At 61.9% G+C, this 14,711-nt stretch carries 18 protein-coding genes; 3 read left to right on the forward strand and 15 right to left on the reverse strand.

Annotated features, from left to right (window positions below; translation table 11 throughout):
* Positions 1 to 6 precede the first annotated feature (6 nt).
* From BLS51_RS30615 to BLS51_RS07300, 4 genes are all read right to left on the reverse strand, one after another.
* Positions 7 to 309 (reverse strand): type II toxin-antitoxin system RelE/ParE family toxin, encoded by a 303-nt coding sequence (locus tag BLS51_RS30615; protein WP_090182136.1) that lies wholly within the window; start codon positions 307 to 309, stop codon positions 7 to 9.
* A complete protein-coding gene (locus BLS51_RS07290; RefSeq protein WP_090182134.1) occupies positions 309 to 527 on the reverse strand; it encodes a hypothetical protein in 219 nt (72 codons plus the stop codon). Before BLS51_RS07290 ends, BLS51_RS30615 begins: the two co-directional genes overlap by 1 nt.
* Before the next feature lie 61 nt (positions 528 to 588).
* A complete protein-coding gene (locus BLS51_RS07295; protein WP_090182131.1) occupies positions 589 to 1,770 on the reverse strand; it encodes a hemin-degrading factor in 1,182 nt (393 codons plus the stop codon).
* Positions 1,771 to 1,781: 11 nt separating this feature from the next.
* Positions 1,782 to 4,091, reverse strand: coding sequence for a TonB-dependent receptor domain-containing protein (locus BLS51_RS07300; RefSeq protein ID WP_090182128.1), 2,310 nt, complete (start codon positions 4,089 to 4,091; stop codon positions 1,782 to 1,784).
* 138 nt (positions 4,092 to 4,229) lie between these two features.
* Here BLS51_RS07300 and BLS51_RS07305 point away from each other — a divergent pair, with 138 nt between their 5' ends.
* Positions 4,230 to 4,679 (forward strand): hypothetical protein, encoded by a 450-nt coding sequence (locus BLS51_RS07305; RefSeq protein ID WP_090182126.1) that lies wholly within the window; start codon positions 4,230 to 4,232, stop codon positions 4,677 to 4,679.
* Here BLS51_RS07305 and BLS51_RS07310 read toward each other — a convergent pair whose 3' ends face one another.
* The 11 genes from BLS51_RS07310 to BLS51_RS07360 form a co-directional block, all read right to left on the reverse strand.
* The gene (locus tag BLS51_RS07310) at positions 4,680 to 5,210 is read right to left on the reverse strand and encodes a gamma carbonic anhydrase family protein (RefSeq protein WP_090182124.1); all 531 of its coding nucleotides are present in this window, start codon (positions 5,208 to 5,210) and stop codon (positions 4,680 to 4,682) included. It abuts the gene before it with no gap.
* 10 nt (positions 5,211 to 5,220) lie between these two features.
* Positions 5,221 to 6,006, reverse strand: coding sequence for a type 2 periplasmic-binding domain-containing protein (locus BLS51_RS07315; protein ID WP_090182121.1), 786 nt, complete (start codon positions 6,004 to 6,006; stop codon positions 5,221 to 5,223).
* Between the two features lie 54 nt (positions 6,007 to 6,060).
* The gene (locus BLS51_RS07320; RefSeq protein ID WP_090182119.1) at positions 6,061 to 6,693 is read right to left on the reverse strand and encodes a glutathione S-transferase; all 633 of its coding nucleotides are present in this window, start codon (positions 6,691 to 6,693) and stop codon (positions 6,061 to 6,063) included.
* 43 nt (positions 6,694 to 6,736) lie between these two features.
* Complete coding sequence (locus BLS51_RS07325) at positions 6,737 to 7,435, reverse strand: aspartate/glutamate racemase family protein (protein ID WP_090182117.1); 699 nt, start codon at positions 7,433 to 7,435, stop codon at positions 6,737 to 6,739.
* 36 nt (positions 7,436 to 7,471) lie between these two features.
* Positions 7,472 to 8,437, reverse strand: a complete 966-nt coding sequence (locus BLS51_RS07330; RefSeq protein ID WP_229207520.1) for a L,D-transpeptidase family protein — start codon at positions 8,435 to 8,437, stop codon at positions 7,472 to 7,474.
* Between the two features lie 31 nt (positions 8,438 to 8,468).
* A complete protein-coding gene (locus BLS51_RS07335) occupies positions 8,469 to 8,849 on the reverse strand; it encodes a VOC family protein (protein ID WP_090182112.1) in 381 nt (126 codons plus the stop codon).
* Positions 8,849 to 9,655: a substrate-binding periplasmic protein gene (locus BLS51_RS07340; RefSeq protein ID WP_090182110.1), complete on the reverse strand. Its 807-nt coding sequence runs from the start codon at positions 9,653 to 9,655 to the stop codon at positions 8,849 to 8,851. Before BLS51_RS07340 ends, BLS51_RS07335 begins: the two co-directional genes overlap by 1 nt.
* Positions 9,656 to 9,663: 8 nt before the next feature.
* Complete coding sequence (gene ftsB, locus BLS51_RS07345) at positions 9,664 to 9,993, reverse strand: cell division protein FtsB (RefSeq protein ID WP_090182108.1); 330 nt, start codon at positions 9,991 to 9,993, stop codon at positions 9,664 to 9,666.
* A gap of 41 nt (positions 9,994 to 10,034) precedes the next feature.
* A complete protein-coding gene (gene eno / locus BLS51_RS07350) occupies positions 10,035 to 11,318 on the reverse strand; it encodes a phosphopyruvate hydratase (RefSeq protein ID WP_090182105.1) in 1,284 nt (427 codons plus the stop codon).
* Between the two features lie 122 nt (positions 11,319 to 11,440).
* The gene (kdsA, locus tag BLS51_RS07355) at positions 11,441 to 12,295 is read right to left on the reverse strand and encodes a 3-deoxy-8-phosphooctulonate synthase (RefSeq protein ID WP_090182104.1); all 855 of its coding nucleotides are present in this window, start codon (positions 12,293 to 12,295) and stop codon (positions 11,441 to 11,443) included.
* Positions 12,292 to 13,962 carry a CTP synthase gene (locus BLS51_RS07360; protein ID WP_090182101.1) on the reverse strand — a complete coding sequence of 557 codons (1,671 nt, stop codon included), beginning with the start codon at positions 13,960 to 13,962 and terminating at the stop codon, positions 12,292 to 12,294. Before BLS51_RS07360 ends, kdsA begins: the two co-directional genes overlap by 4 nt.
* A gap of 145 nt (positions 13,963 to 14,107) precedes the next feature.
* On the opposite strand from BLS51_RS07360, the gene BLS51_RS07365 reads away from it, so the two are divergent.
* Together BLS51_RS07365 and BLS51_RS29670 are read left to right on the forward strand one after the other, a co-directional pair.
* Positions 14,108 to 14,527: a PRC-barrel domain-containing protein gene (locus BLS51_RS07365; protein WP_090182098.1), complete on the forward strand. Its 420-nt coding sequence runs from the start codon at positions 14,108 to 14,110 to the stop codon at positions 14,525 to 14,527.
* A complete protein-coding gene (locus BLS51_RS29670; protein WP_175472533.1) occupies positions 14,527 to 14,703 on the forward strand; it encodes a hypothetical protein in 177 nt (58 codons plus the stop codon). The genes BLS51_RS07365 and BLS51_RS29670 overlap by 1 nt, the downstream gene beginning before the upstream one ends.
* Positions 14,704 to 14,711 lie beyond the last annotated feature (8 nt).

A 14,711-nucleotide genomic window follows, 5' to 3' on the forward strand; every position in this document is an offset into this window, starting at 1 on the left:
GCAAGATCACACTGGCGGGACTCCGTCTCTGCTGGTGTGCCAAAGCGCAACAACTTCGACCACGTTGCCGCGTATGCGGTAATACACATGATGGTGGATTTTAGGGAGATGAATCCGCCGCACAGCACTCAGTTTCGCATTGCGAGTGCGCGCCCCTAAGTTCGGATTTACTTCGAGCAACGCAAACGCGCGCTCCAGTTCAGTAGCTACAGTTCCCGGTGCAGACAGTCGATTCTGCTGCCACCACGTAGACAGTTGCTGTATTTGTGCAGCTGCGCGAAAGGTAATCCTGACGGAATATTGGGGCATTAGGCTTGCGAACGCAAACTCTTCAGCAAGTCGGATGCTGACACCGTCTCGCCACGGTCTGCCTCCTCCAGGGAAAGCAGCATGTCCGCCTCCTGTTGCGGCGTCAACTCGAACTCACTCTCCTCACCTGAAAGCACGATGACAGTAGCCCCTTCGTCAAAAGGCATATCCTCGACGACAACCTGGCCAGACACGATTTTTCCGGTGATGAGTTTCATGGAAAAATAGTAGTCCCATCTGCGCCAGAAGTCAAAAAAGGGGCTTGCGGCCCCTTTTGTTTTAGTTGCTGGCTTGACGCGGCGTTTCCAGTTTTGGCAGCGCTGCGGTCAGGTCGATCCAGGCTTGCGGCACCGGTTTTTCGCGGCTGCGCACGCCGAAGAAGCTGACCACTTCGCGGCCATCCTTGTCGTAGAATTCGACGTTGACCACGCCGGCGCGCTTGACGACATAGCCGCTGACGAAGTTGGTGTCGCGCAGGTGCAGGTTGAATTCCGGGTCCAGCACATTGAAGTAGCCGCCGGTTTCCTGCACTTTGTTGATCTTGCCGCTGAAGATCTGGATCGTCGCATCATTGCCCAGGAAGGCCATGATTTCCACTTGCTGCTTGGCTGCCTGCTCCAGCAGCTGGCGCACTGCCAGCGGCGCAATGCGCTGTACCTTGTCAGCCGGGCCCAGACGCAGGCCCTGCTCACGCGTCACGCCGAATTCGCTCAGCAGACGGTTGAACTGGTGCACATCGTTGATCTCGTTCCAGGCCTGCTGGAATTCCTTCACGTCCACCGCGCTGTCCGGCTTCAGCGCCGGCTTGGCTGGCTCGGCAGCCACTTTCAGCTCGGCGCTTTGCACCGGATTGCGGAAGTCGGCGACGATCTTGTCGAACACCGGCACGCCGGCATCGCTCTTCACGTAGACCTTGTGTGCCGCATTGCCGTACTGGTCGAAGAATTGCAGGCTGCGCGACACTACGCCATCCTTGCCAGGCTGGACCACCGCAAACGCGTATTTCCAGTTCTTGAAGGTGAAGCGCAGGTCGATTTCGCCGCCCAGGTAGCCGCCGGCGATGTTGCGCATGCGCGCTTCCCGTTCTTTTTCCTTGTCCGCGTCGAGGCCGGTGACCGGCTCCTGCGGTTTCATTTTGGTGGCGATGCCGGTGCGTTCCAGCACGCCGTTTTCATTGCGCGTCAGTGCCATGACTTTGCCGAGGTCCAGCGCGCGACGCATGATTTCACGCGGCACGGTCTCGCCTTCCTGCAAACGGGTCACTGTCTTGCCGATGCCGTTGGCGGCCAGCAGTTCCGCTTCCGACACGTTCAGCTTGGCCGCAGCGTCGCGCAGCGCCAGACGCGGTTCCGCAGCGCGCAGCGCTTCGTAACGTTCGGTCAGACTGGCTGCACCCGCCGGCAGAGAGGAGATCAGCAAGGCGCCGGTCAGCGCCAGGACAAATCGATGGTGGGGTTTCATGGGCTAGCTCCTTAGTAAATCACTTTGAGGTTGAATGCATAGTTGCGGCCTGGGCGCGCCTGACGTTCGATATCGGCCAGCGTTGCCGCCGAAGTTGCCGCGACCAGGGTGCGCGACGAGGCGTAGTCCCAGAATTTCCGGTCGCCCAGGTTGTAAATGCCGCCGCTGAGGACGACGTGCTTGTTGATGTTCCAGTACGCTGTCAGGTCAAACACGGTATAGCCCGGCACAGCGAACATGGTGTTGGTGCTGCCGGTCAGCACATCGCTCTCGGCACGCTTGCCGCGCGCGGTGCTGGCGGTGAACGCGGCGCCACCACGCAGGCCCGGATCGTCATAGGCGAAACTGGCGTTGGCCTTGTACGGCTGCACCGACGGCAGATCGGCTTTGTTGCCGGTCTCGGTGTTTTCCGACGTGCCTTTCGACGCGCCGGCCGCTACGTTGACGCTGTAGCCCTTCATGTCCTGCAGCCACTGGCCGAGCGCGAAGCGCGAACTGAATTCCACGCCGTAGATCTTGGCCTTGCCAATATTCTCCGGACGGAACAGGCCTTGCACGATGGTCGGGTAGTTGACCCTGTCGATCGGCTGCGTCACATATTCAATGAAGTTGCTGTAGCGGGTATTGAACGCCGACACGCTGAATTCCACGCCCGGCGCAGGCGCACCTTTCAGGCCGACTTCAAACGCGTTGCTGGTTTCCTTGTCCAGGTTCGGATTGCCCAGCACGGCGTAGCCGGTGGTGCTGGTGTAGCTGAAGGAATCGTAGGTGCCGGTGCGTTCGGCCGCCGATGGCAAACGGGTGCCGCGCGAATATTGCGCGTAGGCGTTGAAGTTGGGCACCAGCTCCACCGACAGGTTCAGCGATGGCGTCAGGAAGGAATCGCTGTCCTCCTTGATTTCCTTGGCGGCGGCCGGCACGGCAACCACGTACTTGTCGAGATTCTTCGGCGTCAGCTTGCGGTGTTCGGCGCGCAGGCCCGGCGTCAGCGTGGCCTGGTGGCCGGCCAGTGCGAAGCCGAACTCGCCACGCACATAGGCCGCATACTTGTCGGTGTCCATGTCGGCCATGCGCGACTTGCTCGTGTACTGATGCGCGCCGGTGGCAACCACCAGCCGATCCTCGGTCCACGGACGGCGGCTTTCCAGGCGTTCGTACTGCACGCCGTAGCTCAGAAGATTGCCGGGGCTGAGCTGTTTGGTGGCGTCCAGCGCCAGGCCCTTGCTGTCGTTGTAGTAGCCGGTGTTGATGTCGCGCACATAGCGCTGGCCACCGCTGACGTAGTCGCCATGGGTCAGGTCTTCCACTTCGGCTTTTTGCGTGTACAGCCTGGTGTCCAGCGTGTCCAGCAGCGCGAAGCCGCTTGGCGTCCATTGGTGCTCGACGCTGAAGCGGGTGCGCCTGGTATTCGATTCCTGCGTGACGCCGGTTGGATACAGCGCACTGGTCTTGTTGTCGTATTCGCGGTCGTGTTCGGCCTTGTAGCTGTCGACGGTGAAGTTCAGCTTGTGTTCCCTGGAGATGGTCCAGTTCAGTTTGGCCAGCACGGCGTCCGAATTCCAGTCGTCCGGATTCATCGGCACGGTGCTCAGGCTTTCCGAGTGTTCACCGCTGCGATGCACGGCAACAATCAGCGCCTTCAGGTGCGGATTGATCTCGGTGGCGGCGGTGACCGCGTGCATGCGGCTGGCACGGTCCGAGGTGTAGCCGAATTTGTAGTCGGCGTACAGCTTGCGGGTGCCGTCCAGATAGTCTTCCGGCGCCTTGGTGATGAACGATACCGCGCCGCCCAGGCCTGGCGAACCAGGGCCGCTCGGGCTGGCGCCGGAACCGATTCGCACTTCGCGGAAAGTCTCCGGATCGAAATAGTCGCGGCCGATGCCGAAGGCGTTATTGGTCGAACCGTCCGGCTTGCCGGCGGCGTCCGGCAGCGAGATGCCATCCAGTTCAAGGCTGACGCGATTGCCTTCGACACCACGGATGTTGAAGCCGGTATTGGCGGCGCTGTCCCACACGCTGCCACCGCCACTGGCTGCCGCCGGCACGCTGATCAGCGGCGAATAACGGGCGATACTGGCCATGTCGACCGCGCTGTTCTGTTCCAGCTGGCGCACGCCGATCACCGTGGTGCTGCCATTACGGGTGGAGTTGGCGTCGTCGCGCTTGGCTTGCACCAGGATTTCCGACAGCTCGCCGGCGGATTTGGTTTCCTGCGCAAAGGCAGGCGTCGTGATAACGCCCAGCATGACCAGCAGCGCGGAGCGGACGTGAAGAGACAAAGGCGCGGCCTGCTGCCGGGCGCCCGTATGGGTAGCGACCATAATTATCCAAGAGAGAGAGTTATACGGCTGGCTCTCGGAATTGAACGATCGCTGGCAAAGAACGCATCCTAACAATAATGATTCTCATTTACAAGTCATATTATCGTCAAGATTGGCAAATCCGCTACAATCCGTAGCATGAATCGCGTTTCCCTGATGATGCCCGCCCCTGTCACCCGCAATAATCGCGGCCGCGCTGTGGGCATGATGCTGGCTTTGCTGTGCGCACTCGGCAACCTGGCGCTGGCGATGCTGTTGCCGGCCATCTGGCCGTTGTCGCTCAGTCTCGGGTCGGTGCTGGCGTTGGCCTGGCTGATACACACGCAGCCGCTGGTACAACACGTGGAATATTTTTCGGCCGATGAGGATGGCCTGCGCTATGTGCATGCGCCGGGCCAGGATGGCCGCGTGCTGCGCTACAAGTGGACCGAAATCATCAGCGTGGCCGCCGCCAAGGGCGGCCTGCGGGTCGAAACCGGGCGTGGCGCGCAGAAAGGCGCCACCGTGTTCCTGTCGATGCCATCCGAGGCGGATTGCCAGGCCGCCAGCCAGGCGGCCGCACACTGGCTGTCGGCTTACCGGCTGTAATCAGCCAGCCAGGTAATTGTTCTTCACGCGCACATAGTGCTCGGCGGAATACTTGAGGTAGGCAATCTCTTCCGGCGTCAGCGCCCGCACCTTGACTGCCGGCCGGCCGACATACAGGTGGCCGCTTTCCAGCACCTTGCCCGGCGACACCAGGCTGCCTGCGCCCACCATCACCCGGTCCTGCACCACCACATCGTCCATGATGACGGCGCCCATGCCGATCAGGCATTCGTTGCCGATACGGCAGCCGTGCAGCATGGCCTGGTGGCCGATGGTGACGTAGTCGCCGATGATCAGCGGCGAACCTTCCGGCTTCTTGTCGTTCTTGTGCGAGACGTGGCCCATGGCAAAGTCCTGCACATTGGTGCAGTCGCCGATGACGATGCGGTTGACATCGCCGCGCAGCACCGTGTTGCACCAGATCGAGCAATCCTTGCCGACGGTGACGTCGCCGATCACCTGTGCCGACGGGTGCATGTACAAGCCCTCGCCCAGTTGCGGCGAAGTGTTGAGGTAGGAAGATACGGACATGCGGGAATCCTTATTTGCGGGAATATTTGTTCAGCAGGTTGCTCAGTTCGTTTTGATGCGTGCTCATCCAGTTCCACAGCGCTTCCACCTGCTCGCGATGGACGGCATAGTAGGCCGGATTGGTGGCCAGCCAGATATTGCCGCTGAACAAAGGCACGCGCAAGCGTACCACTTCGCTGCCATAGCGTTCGGCGACTGACTGGTCCATGTCGCCGGCCGCGCCGACTGTCAGCGCCACGCCATCGACGCGCTTCAGTTTGAGCTTGCCGACATTGCTTTCCAGGTCGCGTCCGCCCTCGTCCACCTTGATGCCGGCCTCGCGCAAGGCGTCGGCATACGGCGCGCCATACGGCACGCCCATGACGCGGCCCTGGAAGTAGCGCGGCGTGAAGGTATCGGCCGGCAACTGGTCGGCAGCGCGCACCAGCACGATGATGCTGGTACGGATGGCGCGGTTGCGGTCCAGTGCACCGCTGCGGTCGCGCGGCAGCACCACTTCGGGCGGCAGTTCGGCGCGTTCCTCGATCGGCAGGAAGTCGATGGCGCCGGTCTGCAGGGCGATACGCAGACGGTGGGCGGGCAGGCGCACCAACTGCACCTGGCAGGGAATGGTGGCAGCGGCGGCAGCGCGCAAATAGTCGACCGCCACGCCGGCTGGCTCCGGCACCTCGGCGCCTTTGCCCAGCCAGTAAGGCGGGCGGTCCTGGTCCATATAGCCGATGCGCACCGGCGGGCAGGCGGCGTGGGTGCTGGTAATGGTGAGCAGGGAGAGGGCAAACAGGATGGGGCGCAGCATGACGAAAAGGCTTTGTTTATGACAAAGCCTTCATTATAGCTGCCTGAAAGTCTATCATCCCTGATAAGTGCCATCGCTATGCGGCGCGGCGCGGAATTCCGGCAGCGCCTCGGCCCGGCGCGAGTACTCGGCCAGCGCCGGATAATCGGCCGGGGACACCACGTCCGGCAGCATTTGCTGGATAAAGTGCCAGGTGATGGCCTGCATCACGCCCGGCGGCGTTATGGTGTCGCTGGTGACGTCCAGCGGCAGGCTGGCCTGTTCGGCTTCCAGCACATCGAGCGCGGCGCGCAGTTGCTGGATCACGCGGTCGGCCCAAGGCTGATGCAGTTTTTCCGCCGGCCGCAGCTTGCGCTCGTACACCAGCTGCACCGACTTGTCGCAGGCCGCCAGCGCCAGGCCCAGCAGGCGCTGCGAGCGCCACAGCTCGGTCGGCATGGTTGGCGTGCGGCGCGATGATGGACGGGCGATCGATTCGGCGTATTGCAGGATCAGCGTCGAGTCCATCAGCGCCGCGCCCTCCTCATCGACCAGCGTGGGCGCCTTGACCACCGGATTAATCTGGCGGAACTGATCGTAGGTGCTGAACACCGACAGCGACTGGTGCTCGAACTTCAGCCCCAGCAACTGCAGCGACACCGCCACGCGGCGGACATAAGGGGAATCCAGCATACCGATCAGTTTCATAGCATTTCCTTCAGGGAGAGATCCGGGAATATACAGCGGCGCATCACTTCTGCTCAAGTGCAAACAGCGCCGCGCCGTGGGCATGGATGGCGGTGGTGTCGTACAGCGGCACCGCCGCGTCCTGCTGCCCCACCAGCAGCGAAATTTCGGTGCAGCCCAGGATGATGGCCTGCGCGTCCTGCACCACCAGGTCCGCCATGATGCGGCGATAGGCGTCGCGCGATGTAGCGCTGATGCGGCCCAGGCACAGCTCTTCGTAGATGATACGGTGCACGATGTCGCGCCCGTCCGCCGGTGGCACCACCACGTCCAGCCCGTGCAGCTCGCGCAGGCGCTCCTTGTAGAACGGCTGTTCCATGGTGAAGCGCGTGCCCAGCAAACCAACCTTGCGCAGGCCGGCGCGTTTGATTTCGTGCGCGGTCGAATCGGCGATGTGGAATAGCGGAATTCGCACGGCTGCTTCGATTGCCGGCGCCACCTTGTGCATGGTGTTCGTGCACAGCACGATGAAATCGGCGCCGGCCGCCTGCAAGGCACGCGCGGCATCGGCCATCATCGCGCCCGCCGCGTCCCAGTCACCGGCGTGCTGCAAACGTTCAACCTCGTGAAAATCCACGCTGTACAGCACAACCTTGGCCGAGTGTAGGCCGCCCAGCTGCTGCTTGATGGTCTGGTTGATCTGGCGGTAGTACGGCACCGTCGATTCCCAGCTCATGCCACCTATCAATCCGATTATCTTCATGGCACCTCCGTGCCCTATTCTATCGGCAAACGATGGCTACGCTTGCAATAAAACCGCAGCACCACGGCCGAGCGAGCGGACCACTTGCAAAACGTCCCAGTTGGTCAGGCGGATGCAGCCGTGGGACTGGGTCTTGCCGATCTTGCCTGGCTCGGGCGTTCCATGGATGCCGTAGTGGTCAATGCTCAGCTCGATCCACGCCAGGCCGACCGGGTTGTTCGGGCCAGGCGCGATGCGCGCCTTGGTGTCGCCAGCCTTGGCATCCCAGAACAGTTTCGGGTTGTAGCGGTATTCCGGATTGGTGGCCACGCCCAGCACGGTCCAGCGGCCTTCCGGCAACGGGTCATGCTTGCTGCCGGTGCTGGCGGGGAACTGCGCGAACGGCATGCCGCCGGCGTCCAGCAGCGTCAGCGTGCCCTCTTTCGCATCGACCAGCACCGATGCGGCTTTCGGCAGCGGCTTGATGGATGATATGGCAGGCACCAGCAACTGCTCGCCCACCTTGTCCAGCTTCTTGCCTGGATTCAGGCGGCGCAACAGCTCCGGGCTGCAATGGAAACGCTCGCCCAGCGCTTCGGCCAGGCTGGCATAGCCCAGCGTCGGCAGTCTGGCCTTGCCAGCCATGTCGGACGGCACCGGCTTGTAGGGGCCGGCGACATCCTTGGCGGTGACGGTGTAGACATCTAGCACCGGCGCCTGGTCGCGCTCCAGTTCCTTCCAGGTGGTGGCATCGATATTGCCGCTGACCGGCAACTGCCGCAGCTTCTGGAAGCCTCGGATGGCGTGGTGCATATTGCTGCCATAGGCACCGTCCATCTCGCCGGGAGAAAAGTGCGCACGATCCAGCAGCACTTGCGCGCGCAATACATGCGGACCACTCGACTTGGGCGTCACCGGCTTCGCGCGCTGCGCGGCACTCAACGTATCCGCAGCAGACAGCGCCGGCTCGGCGGCATGCGCGCTGGACGCCACCAGCATCACTGCAAAAAATAAAGCTCTCAAACCAGACTCGGAGAAAAACAGGGAGCTTATTCTAGCCGATGGGACGGTTGATGACCGCTTCGATACGGTGGCCGTCAGGGTCAATCAGGAACGCGGCGTAGTAGTGGTCGCCATAGTCTTCGCGCAGCCCGGCAGCGCCGTTGTCGACGCCGCCAGTGTCCAGACCGGCCGCATGGAAGGCATCGACCGCCGCGCGCGACGGTGCGGCGAAGGCAAGGTGTGCACCGTCGCCAGGCGGTGTGGCGTTGGGCCGCAATTTCAGGCAAAGCAGATCATTGCCGTCCTCGACACCATAGCCGATGGCGGTATCGTCCTCGAATACGCGGCGAAAACCCAAGGCGCCCAGCACGGCGTCATAGAACGCACCGGCCAGCGCCAGGTCGCGCACGCCAAAAGATAGGTGGTGTAGCATCAGTTCTTGTTGTAACGTTGCATGACGTAGCCGAGCCGGCCCTTATTGGTGTCCAGCCAGGTCCACAGCGCTTCGCATTGCTGCGGGTGAGCGCGATAGAAGCTGTCGTTGAAAGCCAGCCACAGGCGGATGTTCAACAGCGGTTGCGGCAGTTGCTCGATGCTGCCCCGGTGCTTGTCCAGCGCCTGCTTCAGGTGGGCTGGCGAGACCGCCGCCACCACCACGCCATCGACCCGGCCCAGCTTGAGTTTTTCGATATTGCGGTCGAGGTCGCGTGCGCCTTCGTCCAGCGTCAGGCCGGCCTCGCGCAGGCGGCCAGCGTAGCTGTTGCCCATCGGGATGCCCAGCGTCTTGCCCTTGAAATACTGCATCGGATTGGTATTGGCCGGCAGCTTGTCCTTGCTGCGCACCAGCACCAGCACCTGATTGTGCAAGGCGCGGTTCAGCTCGATATTGCCGGCCTTGTCGCGCGGCAGCGCAATCTCGGCCGGGTAGAAACTCATCTCGCCGATCGGCGCCAGGTCGATGTCGCCGGCAGCCAGCGCCACTTTCAGTCGCGCGGCCGGCAGGCGTACCCAGACCGGCGTGCAACCGAAGCCGGCGCCCAGCACGGCATCGCGTATCAGGTCGACAGCGGCGCCAGGCGGATCGGGCACCTTGTCGCCTTCGCCCAGCCAGTAAGGCGGACGGTGCTGGTCCATATAGCCGACGCGGACGGGAATGCATCCCTTGGTCTGCTCAGGGCGGGCCACTACGGGAGCGGCGATGACGGCTAACATCAGCAAGAGGCCAGCGCGCAGCTTCATCGGGATTCTCAGTGTTGGGGTGTTTCGGCTGGCTTCGGCGCCAGCGGTGCAAGAGCGGCAGCTTGGCCCTTGCCAACGATCTGAACGAAGATTTCGTTCTGCTTGATCATGCTCAGTTCATAGCGCGCCCGTTCCTCGACTGCGCCGGTGCCGTCCTTGAGGTCGCGCACTTCGGAATCGAGCTTGGCGTTGCGGGCGATCAGCTCCGTATTCTTCTTGTGCGCCACCTCCACCTGGGCCTCGAAATCGGCCACGCGCAGCCAGCCGCCCTTCCCCAGCCACAGCGGGTACTGTATCAGCAACAGCAGGAAAGCCAGTCCGAGCGTAATCAGGCGCATGAGGTGAATGCGGCCGGACTACTCCGGCCGCGCTTGCTTAATTACTTCAGATTATAGAACGCATCGCGGCCTGGGTAGGAAGCGATATCGCCCAGATCTTCTTCGATGCGCAGCAGCTGGTTGTATTTGGCCATGCGGTCCGAACGCGACATCGAGCCGGTCTTGATCTGCAGGGCGTTGGTGCCAACCGCGATATCGGCGATGGTCGAATCTTCGGTTTCGCCCGAACGGTGCGAGATCACGGCGGTGTAGCCGGCGCGCTTGGCCATTTCGATGGCGGCAAAGGTTTCGGTCAGCGTGCCGATCTGGTTGATCTTGATCAGGATCGAGTTGGCGATGCCTTTCTGGATGCCTTCTTTCAGGATCTTGGTGTTGGTGACGTACAGGTCGTCGCCCACCAGCTGGACTTTCTGGCCCAGTTCCTTGGTCAGGATGGCCCAGCCGTCCCAGTCGCCTTCGTGCATCGCATCTTCGATCGAGATGATCGGGTACTTGTCGCACCAGGTCGCCAGCAGGTTGGTGAACTCGGTCGCGGTCAGCGACAGGCCTTCGCCTTCCAGCTCGTATTTGCCGTCCTTGTAGAATTCCGACGCCGCGCAATCCAGGCCGATGGCGATCTGGGTGCCTGGCTCGTAGCCGGCTTGCTCGATGGCTTCGATGATCAGCTTGATCGCTTCTTCGTGGTTGGCCAGCGAAGGAGCAAAGCCGCCTTCATCGCCGACAGCGGTGTTCAGGCCCTTCTTGTGCAGGATCTTTTTCAGCGTGTGGAACACTTCCGCGCCGTAGCGTACGGCTTCCTTGAACGACGGTGCGCCCACTGGAATGATCATGAATTCCTGGATGTCCAGGTTGTTGTCGGCGTGTGCGCCGCCGTTGATCACGTTCATCATCGGCACTGGCAGCTGCATCGCGCCCGAACCGCCGAAGTAGCGGTACAGCGGCAGACCGGCTTCTTCAGCAGCGGCTTTTGCCACCGCCATCGACACCGCCAGCATGGCGTTGGCGCCCAGGCGCGCCTTGTTTTCAGTACCGTCCAGGTCGATCAGAGTGCGGTCCAGGAACGCCTGTTCATTGGCGTCCAGGCCCATGATGGCTTCCGAGATTTCGGTGTTGATGTTTTCGCAGGCTTTCAGCACGCCCTTGCCGAAGTAACGCTTCGGATCGCCGTCGCGCAGTTCGATCGCTTCGCGCGAACCGGTCGAGGCGCCCGACGGCACTGCTGCGCGGCCCATCACGCCCGATTCCAGCAGCACGTCGCATTCGACGGTTGGATTGCCGCGCGAATCGATTACTTCACGGCCGATAATATCAACAATAGCACTCATGTCATTCTCCAAAGTTAGGCGATACGAAGTCGCGCCGCGTCTTTACGCGCGTTGCGAGCGATAACGGGAATTGTACCCGGTGCGGAGAAGATTGATAAAATTTCCACACCGGGCAAGCTGCTTTAGTTGAAGCTGTTCTCCAGGAAGCCAGCTTTCTTGGTGACGCGGTCCAGTTCGATCAGAACCGACAGCAGGTCTTTCATGCGGCCCAGCGGCACGGCGTTGGGGCCGTCCGACAGCGCTTCCGCAGGATTCGGGTGGGTTTCCATGAACAGGCCGTCGACGCCCACCGCCACTGCCGCACGCGACAGCACCGGCACCATTTCGCGCATGCCGCCCGACGAAGTACCGTTGCCACCAGGCAGCTGCACCGAGTGGGTGGCGTCGAACACCACCGGGGCGCCGGTTTCGCGCATGATGGCCAGCGAGCGCATGTCGGACACCAGGTTGTTGTAGCCGAACGAGGCGCCGCGTTCGCAGGCCATGAAGTTGTCGGCGTTCAGGCCCTTGGCTTCAGCCGCCGCGCGCGCCTTGGCGATGACGTGCTTCATGTCGCCCGGCGCCAGGAACTGGCCCTTCTTGATGTTGACCGGCAGGCCCGATTCCGCACAGGCGACGATGAAGTCGGTCTGGCGGCACAGGAAGGCCGGGGTTTGCAGCACGTCGACCACTTTCGAAGCGACTTCGATGTCTTCGATCGAGTGCACATCGGTCAGCACCGGCACTTGCAGCTCGCGCTTGACATCGGCCAGGATCTGCAGGCCCTGCTCGCGGCCAGGACCGCGATAGGAGGTGCCCGAAGAACGGTTAGCCTTGTCGAACGACGCCTTGAAGATGAACGGAATACCCAGCTCGGTGGTCATCTCTTTCAGCGCGCCGGCGGTGTCGAAGGCCATCTGGCGCGATTCGACGACACAGTTACCGGAAATCAGAAAGAATGGTTGGTCCAGGCCTACGTCGAATCCGCACAGTTTCATGCCGCCTCTCCTTGCAGTTCAGTGGCGCCGCCGGCCGCCTTGTGGGCCAGCGCCGCCTTGATGTAGGACGTGAACAGCGGGTGACCGTCACGCGGGGTCGATTTGAATTCAGGGTGGTACTGCACGCCCATATACCATGGGTGCGAATTATCGCCAGTGCGTGGCAGTTCCATGATTTCGCACAGGTCTTCGGTTGGCGTACGGGCCGCCACCACCAGGCCGGCCGCTTCCACGCGTGGCAGGTAGTGGTTGTTGGCTTCGTAGCGGTGACGGTGACGCTCGGTCACCACCGCGCCGTAGATTTCCGCGGCCAGCGTACCCGGCTTGATGGCGCAGGTCTGCGCGCCCAGGCGCATGGTGCCGCCCAGGTCGGAGTTCTCGTCGCGTTTTTCAACCTTGCCGTCCTGGCCTTGCCATTCGTCGATCAGGGCCACCACCGGCTGCGCGGTATCCAGGTCGAACTCGGTCGAGTTGGCCGTGGTCAGGCCGGCCTTGTGGCGCGCGTATTCGATCAGCGCCACCTGCATGCCGAGGCAGATGCCGAGGTAAGGAATCTTGTTTTCACGGGCGAACTGGGCCGCCATGATCTTGCCTTCCACGCCGCGCTTGCCGAAGCCGCCCGGCACCAGGATGGCGTCGTACTTGGCCAGGTTGGCGCAACCGGTGGTTTCGATCTCTTCCGAGTCGATGTACTCGATATTGACCTTCGATTCGGTGTGGATGCCAGCGTGGCGCAGCGCCTCGGTCAGCGATTTGTACGATTCGGTCAGTTCGACATACTTGCCGACCATGCCGATCGAGACTTCCTGCTTCGGATGCTCCTGGGTGTAGATCAGCTTGCTCCAGACCGACAGGTCGGCCGGCGCCGGGTTGATGTCCAGCGCTTCGCAGATGATCGCGTCCAGGCCCTGGTCGTGCAGCATCTGCGGCACTTTGTAGATGGTGTCGACGTCCCATACCGAAATCACGGCCTGCTCTTCGATGTTGGAGAACAGCGAGATCTTGGCGCGTTCGTCATCCGGAATGCGGCGGTCGGCGCGGCACAGCAGCGCATTCGGGAAGATACCGATTTCGCGCAGTTTCTGTACCGAGTGCTGGGTCGGCTTGGTTTTCAGTTCGCCGGCGGAGGCGATGTACGGCACCAGCGTCAGGTGCACGAAGGCGGTGTTCTTGCGGCCGGCGCGCAGGCCCAGCTGGCGCGCGGCTTCCAGGAACGGCAGCGATTCGATATCGCCAACGGTGCCGCCGATTTCGCACAGCGCCACGTCGTAGCCTTCGGCGCCGCGACGGATGTAGTCCTGGATTTCATTGGTGATGTGCGGGATCACCTGCACGGTCTTGCCCAGGTACTCGCCGCGGCGTTCCTTGCGGATCACCGATTCATAGATCTGGCCGGTGGTGAAGTTATTCACCTTTTTCATGCGGGTGGAGATGAAGCGCTCGTAGTGGCCCAGATCGAGGTCGGTCTCGGCGCCGTCGTCGGTGACGAATACTTCGCCGTGTTGCATTGGGGACATGGTGCCTGGATCGACGTTGATGTACGGGTCCAGCTTGAGCATGGTGACTTTGAGGCCGCGCGATTCGAGGATCGCGGCGAGGGAGGCGGCGGCAATCCCTTTACCAAGGGAAGACACAACGCCACCGGTGACGAAGACAAATTTGGTCATTGCGGGGTGGTGCCGAACGGCACATGCGGGAAATTGAAATTATATCCTAAAACGCCCGATTCTTCATCTTCGATGTGCATCAGCGTACAGACTCGGCTTGCGTAAAAGAACAAAATGATAACTCAATAATGAAAGGAGATTCATGATGAGCTACGAAGATCGTGATCAATATGGCATGTATGTGGACAATGGCCACAAAGGCCCTGGTCCGGAACTGATGGGCGCCGACACCCTGATCGGCGACCACGTGCACAACCTGAAAAACGAGCACCTGGGCGAGATCAAGGAGATCATGCTCGACATGCGCACTGGCAAAATCGCCTATGCGGTGATGGCCTATGGCGGCGTGCTGACCATCGGCGAGAAGCTGTTTGCCGTGCCATGGGAAGCGCTGACGCTGGACACCGTCAACAAGCGCTTCACGCTCAACCTCGACAAGGAGCGCATCGAAGCAGCGCCTGGCTTCGACAAGGATGACTGGCCGGACATGGCCAACCAGACCTGGGCCAGCCAGGTGCACAGCTACTACGGCACCGGCATCGACACCCGTCCGGGAGCGCGCTGATGTTTGCCGCCATCCTGGTGCTCTCAGGCATCGCCGGTCTGGCGGGCCACTGGCTGTATCGCAACTACCTGCGCCGCCCGACGCGGCTGCGGGATGGCATGCCGGTCATGCTCAGCAGTTGGGCGGACGGGCAGGAGTCCATGGTGGCGGTACATTTGCGACGTCGTTCGCGCTAACCAGCAGA

Origin of the sequence: Duganella sp. OV510 (assembly GCF_900100205.1) — a bacterium.
Taxonomy (GTDB): domain Bacteria; phylum Pseudomonadota; class Gammaproteobacteria; order Burkholderiales; family Burkholderiaceae_D; genus Rugamonas.

What these genes read in the sequence shown, in the direction of transcription:
- BLS51_RS30615 (WP_090182136.1), bottom strand. Translation starts at nt 309, where the DNA reads ATGCCCCAATATTCCGTCAGGATTACCTTTCGCGCAGCTGCACAAATA.
- BLS51_RS07290 (WP_090182134.1), bottom strand. Translation starts at nt 527, where the DNA reads ATGAAACTCATCACCGGAAAAATCGTGTCTGGCCAGGTTGTCGTCGAG.
- BLS51_RS07295 (WP_090182131.1), bottom strand. Translation starts at nt 1,770, where the DNA reads ATGAAACCCCACCATCGATTTGTCCTGGCGCTGACCGGCGCCTTGCTG.
- BLS51_RS07300 (WP_090182128.1), bottom strand. Translation starts at nt 4,091, where the DNA reads ATGGTCGCTACCCATACGGGCGCCCGGCAGCAGGCCGCGCCTTTGTCT.
- BLS51_RS07305 (WP_090182126.1), top strand. Translation starts at nt 4,230, where the DNA reads ATGAATCGCGTTTCCCTGATGATGCCCGCCCCTGTCACCCGCAATAAT.
- BLS51_RS07310 (WP_090182124.1), bottom strand. Translation starts at nt 5,210, where the DNA reads ATGTCCGTATCTTCCTACCTCAACACTTCGCCGCAACTGGGCGAGGGC.
- BLS51_RS07315 (WP_090182121.1), bottom strand. Translation starts at nt 6,006, where the DNA reads ATGCTGCGCCCCATCCTGTTTGCCCTCTCCCTGCTCACCATTACCAGC.
- BLS51_RS07320 (WP_090182119.1), bottom strand. Translation starts at nt 6,693, where the DNA reads ATGAAACTGATCGGTATGCTGGATTCCCCTTATGTCCGCCGCGTGGCG.
- BLS51_RS07325 (WP_090182117.1), bottom strand. Translation starts at nt 7,435, where the DNA reads ATGAAGATAATCGGATTGATAGGTGGCATGAGCTGGGAATCGACGGTG.
- BLS51_RS07335 (WP_090182112.1), bottom strand. Translation starts at nt 8,849, where the DNA reads ATGCTACACCACCTATCTTTTGGCGTGCGCGACCTGGCGCTGGCCGGT.
- BLS51_RS07340 (WP_090182110.1), bottom strand. Translation starts at nt 9,655, where the DNA reads ATGAAGCTGCGCGCTGGCCTCTTGCTGATGTTAGCCGTCATCGCCGCT.
- ftsB (WP_090182108.1), bottom strand. Translation starts at nt 9,993, where the DNA reads ATGCGCCTGATTACGCTCGGACTGGCTTTCCTGCTGTTGCTGATACAG.
- eno (WP_090182105.1), bottom strand. Translation starts at nt 11,318, where the DNA reads ATGAGTGCTATTGTTGATATTATCGGCCGTGAAGTAATCGATTCGCGC.
- kdsA (WP_090182104.1), bottom strand. Translation starts at nt 12,295, where the DNA reads ATGAAACTGTGCGGATTCGACGTAGGCCTGGACCAACCATTCTTTCTG.
- BLS51_RS07360 (WP_090182101.1), bottom strand. Translation starts at nt 13,962, where the DNA reads ATGACCAAATTTGTCTTCGTCACCGGTGGCGTTGTGTCTTCCCTTGGT.
- BLS51_RS07365 (WP_090182098.1), top strand. Translation starts at nt 14,108, where the DNA reads ATGAGCTACGAAGATCGTGATCAATATGGCATGTATGTGGACAATGGC.
- BLS51_RS29670 (WP_175472533.1), top strand. Translation starts at nt 14,527, where the DNA reads ATGTTTGCCGCCATCCTGGTGCTCTCAGGCATCGCCGGTCTGGCGGGC.